This window comes from Streptomyces sp. UNOB3_S3, from assembly GCF_020740895.1.
Classification (GTDB): domain Bacteria; phylum Actinomycetota; class Actinomycetes; order Streptomycetales; family Streptomycetaceae; genus Streptomyces.
Map to the genome: position 1 here is coordinate 1 of NZ_JAILXP010000656.1, position 1,753 is coordinate 1,753.

At 69.8% G+C, this 1,753-nt stretch carries 3 protein-coding genes; all 3 read right to left on the reverse strand.

What is annotated here, in order from left to right:
- Positions 1–184: hypothetical protein (locus K6I33_RS34755; protein ID WP_229358786.1), on the reverse strand; the 184-nt coding region annotated here is incomplete at its 3' end.
- A gap of 301 nt (positions 185–485) precedes the next feature.
- A complete protein-coding gene (locus tag K6I33_RS34760) occupies positions 486–1,073 on the reverse strand; it encodes an HdeD family acid-resistance protein (RefSeq protein WP_229358787.1) in 588 nt (195 codons plus the stop codon).
- Positions 1,074–1,186: 113 nt separating this feature from the next.
- Positions 1,187–1,753: HNH endonuclease family protein (locus K6I33_RS34765; protein WP_229358788.1), on the reverse strand; the 567-nt coding region annotated here is incomplete at its 5' end.

A 1,753-nucleotide genomic window follows, 5' to 3' on the forward strand; every position in this document is an offset into this window, starting at 1 on the left:
GCGGGGTGAGGTCCGTGCGGAACAGGCGGGCGGCCGACGTGCCCAGCCCCGTCGGCCCGGCGAGCAGGCCGCGCAGCGCGTCCACGACGGCCGGTGCCACCTCCGCCGCCTCCGCCGGGTCGTCCGGGCGGGGGGCGGTCGGCGCACCCGCCCCGAGCTGAGCAGCGCCGTTGAGCCGGTTCATCCGGGGTCCCTTCACTACGCGTGCGGGCAGCGTGAACAGCGGTTCACGCTGCCTGAGTTCTCGGGTGTGGCGCCGCCCGACGGCGCGCGGCCATGACCGCGTCCCCCATCGGCCACCGTGCCACCACCCCGACCAGGCCACGCAGCAGAGTGACGGACCCATGGGCGTCCGCGCAGCATCGGCGGCGCACGTTCATCCGTACGTAGCTGAGTATGTTTATCGGGTCGAAGTGTGGTGCAGATACGGCGGAAGGGCCTCGCACCCACAAGAGGGGTGCGAGGCCCTTCCCGTCGCGGGAAACTCAGCCCGTCGCCTTCTTGAGGAGGGCGCGCAGCTGGACGGCGTGGAAGACCTCGAACACGCCCATGACGACCAGGAACACCCCGGTCACCAGTGTGAGCACGGCGATCGACCGGAAGGGCAGGTCGATCATCACGATCCCGGCCAGGACGTTGAGGAAACCGACGAACACCTGCCAGCCACGGGCCGGCATGCCCTTGGTCGACAGCGCCACGCCCGCCAGCATCACCCCGCGCAGCAGCCAGCCGAACCCGATCCACAGCGCGAGCAGCAGGATCGACCGGGCGGGCTCGCGGAAGCACAGCAGCCCGAGCAGGACGCACAGGGCGCCGCTGACGAAGCCCAGCACCCGCAGGGCGCCGGGGACGTACACGCTGAAGGCGCCGGCGAGCTGGAAGGCACCGATCACCAGCAGATAGAGGCCGAAGAGGATCCCGACGACCAGCAGTGACGCCCCGGGCCAGGCCAGCACGATCGCGCCCAGGGCCACCGAGGCGATGCCGGCGCCCAGCAGCGTCTGCCAGCCCGCGTGCGCCAGCCGACTGAGGTCTTCGCGGAGTCCTTGGGATTCGTTGAGGGGGAAAGTCATGGCATACGCTCCCCAGTTGATCGTCCCTTCGTCCAGATTTGCACAGATGTGTCATGCCGACAACACGAAGGGGCGACCTGAGGCCATGGCCTGTGACCGTGGCCCGGGGCCCGTCAGTCGCAGGTGTCGAGCATCGCGATCAGCTTCTCCTTCTCGCGCTCGGTGACGCTCAGCCCGTACAGGCTCTTGATGTGCCCCCAGGCCCGGGAGTACGTGCACCAGAAGTCCTGGTTGGGCGGCGCCCACTGGTCCGGCGACTGGTCGCCCTTGGAACGGTTGGAGGAGGCGGAGACGGCGTACAGCTGGGGGTTGTCCAGGTCGTTGGCGAACGCCTTCCGTTTGTCGGTGGTCCAGGTGTCCGCGCCGCTGCGCCACGCGTTGGCCAGCGGCACCATGTGGTCGATGTCCACCTTGGACGCCGAGTCGAGGGTCCTTTCGTCGTACGCGCTGTACCAGCTGCCCGTCACGGCCCGGCACATCGAGTCCTGTGTGACGTTCGAGCCGTCCCGTGAGAGGACCACCTCCCGGGTGTCGCACTCCCCGTACTGCTTGATCCAGTGCGGGAACCTCGCCCGGGAGTAGCCCGCCATCGAATGCGGCGGTTCCACCTTGAGGCCGTCCAGCTCGGTGCGGACCGCGTCCGCCGCCGGGGGCTCCGGCGGTACGCGGTGGGGGGACGC

Bases quoted from the DNA above. Each gene is read 5' to 3' on its own strand.
- K6I33_RS34760 (WP_229358787.1), bottom strand. From the start codon at position 1,073: ATGACTTTCCCCCTCAACGAATCCCAAGGACTCCGCGAAGACCTCAGT.